Below are 4,774 nucleotides of genomic sequence, written 5' to 3'. Positions count from 1 at the left end.
GTATGATCGCGTAGTATCCCTCGTCGTCCACTAAGGGCTCCATGGTGAAAACCTCCTTGAAGTGAGGGTCCCTCTCACCTGTGGTGGTGTTGAACACCGTCAGCACGTAATCCTCCAGCACAGCCAGATACTTGCCCTTGGAGGAGTGATAAGCTCCGTCCACGCTTTTCAGGATCTTCTGCCAGAGGATCTTCCCGTCACTCCCGGAGAAGCCCGCTATGTACCTGTCTCCCTCCCAAGCGACGACAACGATGCGACCATCAGGAGATATCCCGATCGGATAGGTCATCCAGCAATGCACCTTGTGTGGGTTTTCCCTGCTCCAGATCACCTTTCCCTCCGATGAGAGGGCTGAAATCCTCTCCTCCGAGAGCACAGCAACCTTACCGTCCTCGGAGATATCAAGATAGGAGCACTTCGTCGCGTTGGTCACTTTGACCCTCCAGAGTTCTCTCCCATCTGGTGATAGCAGGTGAGCGTATCCTAGGAAGTCGGTGTAGGCCAGATATCCGGAGGAAGACACGGCAGCGCTGATCACCCTTCCCGTGATCTTGAAGGTGCTTGATCCAGCGTTAGCGTGAATGGGTGATATCAGCGCCACTAACGTCAAGGAAAGTAGGAAATATGAGAAAATTCCCCTCATCATCGAGACAAATTGACCTTTTCTTCCTAAAAAACTTTTAACACATGATGTTTCCTTCAATCAAAGGAACACATTGTGAGTAGGTGGGGGGAGTGGCTAGGCTAACCGGGCGCCCAAGCATGGGCGGGGATTTTAAAGTTGGATCCCCAGACGGATGAGGATCCGTCTGGATCTAGTGTGGGCCGCGCTGCTCGGTGCCCTGCAAGGACTGACTGAATGGTTACCGGTGAGCAGCTCAGGGCACCTAGTCATAGTTCGCGCGCGAAGATGCTTCGGCTAGAAAGGGGCTCGCGGAACTCTTAGTTATCGAGCCGGATATCCGGCTTGCCATAATCAATGCGGTGTTGAGGGGGCCACAGTTATACCCATACTCCTCAAGCTGATAGGGATCTATGAACCGATGAGGGATCAGTCTCAACGGGCACGGGGTCTACGCTCCATCGGAAATATGAGGGGCGCTGTAATCAGGTCTCATTAGGTGCCTCGAAACGCTCCCATGTGATCTCGCTTTAGAAGAAATATTCAGAGAATTGAGGTTGGCAACAGATATCGGATCTCTTGGCGGGTCTAATAAGCCTTCGGAGGTGTGAAGCCTCGGTAGCGCAGCTCAAATCCTCGCTACAGACCTTCTCACCTATAAAGATATCTGGAGGCGGCAGATCCGATTGAGCCTCAGCTTCTATCGTCGCGGGTATTCCAAGCCCCTTGATGGGTTTCCCTAATGGAGGCTATGGGGATACGGATCTCACACACAGCTTTGCTTAGGAACTATCGCGCCGTCTGATCCCTACGATATAGAATTGGATCAGAACCATAAAAATGGATATCTTTTCTCAGTATGTTGGCGTTGGGGGATCTCTGGTCCGAAGCGCTAAGGTCTGGGGGATATCAGGCAGAGTCTTCCTCCCCTATAGACAGCTACTTCCTCCCCAACCCAGCCCACGAAGCTGCCTTCCAAGGAGGTTAGCTCCTCACCGATTATTCCCGTCTGAGGTTCAGCTGACTGGATGGAGAAGGCGACATTCTCACCACTCGAATCCCACTGGAGGTGAAACGGCCTCCCCCTCACTTCAAAGAGTTTACCGTCTACGTACACGAACCATGTTCCATTAGCCTCGATAGCAGCGGCCACCCTCTTCAGACAGGCTATTTCGACCACATTGCCCTTGATCAACCTCCTGAGTGATCCTTTGTACGAGTATAGACCATTCTTACCTCCGATGTATAGCTCGTCGTTCAACCAGCAGCCGGTCGATGCCTCTACATCCAATTCGGCGACCTTCCTCCCATCCACATCCACCAGAGCTACCTTCCCATCTGTGGAAATGGCTATGGATCCCCTTCTAATGCCCAATACTCTTCCTCTGATGCTCCTAGAGGTGAGACCTCCCCTCCCGATTATTCGGAGCCCCGCCCCTTCGTCCTCTACCATCACGATGAGACTCCCATTAGCCCATCCCAAGTAGGTTACGTAACCTCCCAGCTTCATTCTCCTAGGGAGCTGAAGCATTGCCATCTCTCTCCCGTCCTCTACCACCCTAGTGACTACCGCTAGCCTCCCGCCCTCGCTCCAGCTGAGAAACTGTACTTCGCCGAGGAACTTCTTCTTGCTCAGGAGCGATCCATCTTTTCCAATAACTAGCAGATATCCTGAGTCCGTTCCTATTGCCACTTTATCATTCCACCAAGATGCCGCCGTGGCCCTACCTGGCAATTCCATGCTCCAAGCGATTGAACCATTCTCCATTATGGCGTAGGTATCGATCCCCGGTGAATCCGTGGAGACGATCGACAGCGGACCAGAAGAAAATAAGGTTGGTTTTCCACTGATGTTCATGCATCGTTCGTAACTAATCTGACGAGTTGGCCCTTTCTGTGGTGCTATGAAGTAAGCCAAGGCTACCACAACTAGAGCAGCGGCCAGAAGTAGTAGGAGTTCCTTGGTGGACATATCGATTCACCTTCGCATCAAGTGGTTATTGATGGCTGATAAACTTAGGAGTACCAGTACAGTAATGGGTGGGGTTTCGCTGGCGGGATTCAGATCGGTAAGGTAAGCGGATCCAGATCCTCAAGAGCTCCTCACAGTGCTCCGCCCTTCCCAAGCCGGAGGGAGTAATAATCATCAACCATTTCATACAGGGGTGCACCGTGTAATGGGTTTTAAGTTGAGGCCCTCAAGAGTTAGGGGATCCATCTGGACCTAATATGGGCCGCGCTGCTCGGTGCCCTGCAGGGAGTGACAGAGTGGCTGCCAGTGAGCAGCTCTGGACACCTAGTCATAGTTCAGAGGGTGATATCCTACGAGTCCGTGTTCTTCGACGCCATGGTGCACGGGGGAACCCTCCTAGCAGTTATAGTGGTCTTCAGGGCGGAGGTGCTGGGACTCATGAGGGGTCTCCTCTCCCTACCCCTAGCAACTATCACTCACAGATCCCTTACCCCTGAGGAGAGGCTCGCTTGGTACACATTGGTGGGCACCGTACCGATCGTTTTGGCTGGTCTCCTGCTTGCCGACGCGGTCGAGGCGATGTTCTCCAACCCCGAAATCGCGGGGATAGGCTTGTTCATCACGGGGTTCCTCCTGCTCGCCACCAAGCGCTCCAAGGAGGGTAAATCCTTAGATCTGAGGACCTCCCTGATCGTGGGGCTCGCCCAAGCCGCGGCGATAGTCCCGGGGATCTCGAGGTCCGGTAGCACGATTTCCGCCGGCATGATCAGTGGACTGAAGAGGGATGAGGCCGTCACATTCTCCTTCCTGCTGTCCGTCCCGGCTATAGCCGGAGCGTTGACTCTAGAGGTTATAAGATCTCCACTTAGAGAGGTGATGGCGCCCGCAAACCTCGTGGGATTCGTCAGCTCGTTCGCTGTCGGGGTGATCGCCATCAAGGCCCTGCTCGCGGTGATCAGGAGGAGGGAGTTCCACCTCTTCGCTTACTACTGCTTCGCGCTCGGATTGGTGGTTCTCCTCCTAATGAATTGAGAGGATTTGGTGAATCGACACATCCGCCCCCCACGCGCGAGCAACGAGTATCTCCGTCTCGAAAACCCCTAGATCTAGTGAGCTGAATAGATCGCCGACCGTTCTCCCTGGTTCAAGTCTACTAGTAAACAATAAATGTTAACACTTACAGTTAACAACCGGTGTGAACATGAGCGCGGTGATAGGGGTAAGGGTCCCGAAGAAACTCAAGGAGGAGCTGGAAAAGTTGGAGATCAACTATTCAGAGGAAATCAGGAAATTTCTGGAGGATTTAATCAGGAAAAAGAGGGCAGAGAGAGTAATGAGGAGATTAAGGGAATTGGAGAGGTCCGTCGGGAGGGTGGAGGGTAATCTATCCGTTGAACTCGTGAGAGAGGATAGGGAGGGCAGATGAAGGGAAGGAGAATCGTTGTCGACTCCAACATCTTGGTGAAATGGTTCATTCCGGAGGATTACCACGAGGAGGCAAAGGCCCTTCTGGAGGACCATCTATACGGGAGGGTAGAGGTAGTCATACCCCGATACGCCGTTCTTGAATTCGCGAATGTGTTGAGGAAGTACCGGGTCAGGAGGATCATTGGAGAAAGGGAAGTGAGGGAGGCGTTCGACCTCCTCGTGGAGTCCGCCCCGGTGATGATAGAGGAGAACGAGGAACTCGTGAGAAAGGCGCTGGACTATTCCTTAGAGAGGGGTCTCACTATGTACGATGCCTACTACATGGTGCTGGCCCGCGAGCTTGGGGCTATCCTATATACAGCGGATGAGAGGGTCGTTCGTCAACTGGTAGGGAAGGAATCCTCCCTTAAGCACATTAGGGAGTATGTAGATTGACCTTTAACACCCAAGAGGAAGGTTCACGAGGGTTTTCTCTGCATGCGGGATCTAAGATATTCTCGGTCGTGTAAGTTATCGTGGGAATCTGGCCTTGATGCATACTCCGACGGGAGCAGGATGGCGCCTGCGTGGAGAGTAAAATATTTCAAGGTTTACCGACGTTGAGGTATGGCGGGCACCGGGGGAGCTGGGGAGAACCCGGCTGAGAGGGCGGCTAGCCTGCCGCCGACCCCTCGAACCTGATCCGGGTAATGCCGGCGTAGGGAGCGTGCCCGCGGCAGCTCCTTATGCTGGCGGCCCCTCCAGTGCCCGCT

The 4,774-nt window shown here is 53.5% G+C and carries 6 protein-coding genes and 1 riboswitch; of the genes, 4 read left to right on the top strand and 2 right to left on the bottom strand.

What is annotated here, in order from left to right:
- Nucleotides 1-601: PQQ-binding-like beta-propeller repeat protein (locus QI197_05330; GenBank protein MDK2372781.1), on the bottom strand; the 601-nt coding region annotated here is incomplete at its 3' end.
- Nucleotides 602-797: 196 nt separating this feature from the next.
- On the opposite strand from QI197_05330, the gene QI197_05325 reads away from it, so the two are divergent.
- The gene (locus QI197_05325) at nt 798-923 is read left to right on the top strand and encodes an undecaprenyl-diphosphate phosphatase (GenBank protein MDK2372780.1); all 126 of its coding nucleotides are present in this window, start codon (nt 798-800) and stop codon (nt 921-923) included.
- Nucleotides 924-1,514: 591 nt separating this feature from the next.
- On the opposite strand, the gene QI197_05320 is transcribed toward QI197_05325, so the two are convergent.
- On the bottom strand, nt 1,515-2,594 hold the full coding sequence (locus QI197_05320) for a hypothetical protein (protein ID MDK2372779.1): 1,080 nt from the start codon (nt 2,592-2,594) through the stop codon (nt 1,515-1,517).
- 267 nt (nt 2,595-2,861) lie between these two features.
- Here QI197_05320 and QI197_05315 point away from each other — a divergent pair, with 267 nt between their 5' ends.
- The 3 genes from QI197_05315 (at nt 2,862) to QI197_05305 (ending at nt 4,457) form a co-directional block, all read left to right on the top strand.
- Nucleotides 2,862-3,626, top strand: a complete 765-nt coding sequence (locus QI197_05315; GenBank protein ID MDK2372778.1) for an undecaprenyl-diphosphate phosphatase — start codon at nt 2,862-2,864, stop codon at nt 3,624-3,626.
- A 169-nt stretch (nt 3,627-3,795) separates the two neighbouring features.
- Nucleotides 3,796-4,020 (top strand): antitoxin, encoded by a 225-nt coding sequence (locus QI197_05310; protein ID MDK2372777.1) that lies wholly within the window; start codon nt 3,796-3,798, stop codon nt 4,018-4,020.
- Complete coding sequence (locus QI197_05305) at nt 4,017-4,457, top strand: type II toxin-antitoxin system VapC family toxin (GenBank protein ID MDK2372776.1); 441 nt, start codon at nt 4,017-4,019, stop codon at nt 4,455-4,457. The genes QI197_05310 and QI197_05305 overlap by 4 nt, the downstream gene beginning before the upstream one ends.
- Nucleotides 4,458-4,635: 178 nt before the next feature.
- A riboswitch (TPP riboswitch) is annotated at nt 4,636-4,732 on the top strand.
- The last annotated feature ends 42 nt before the right edge of the window (nt 4,733-4,774 follow it).

Source organism: Thermoproteota archaeon (assembly GCA_030130125.1).
Lineage (GTDB): Archaea > Korarchaeota > Korarchaeia > Korarchaeales > Korarchaeaceae > Korarchaeum.
The sequence above is the reverse complement of the archived record's forward strand: the minus strand, read 5'-3'. Positions and strand labels throughout refer to the sequence as shown.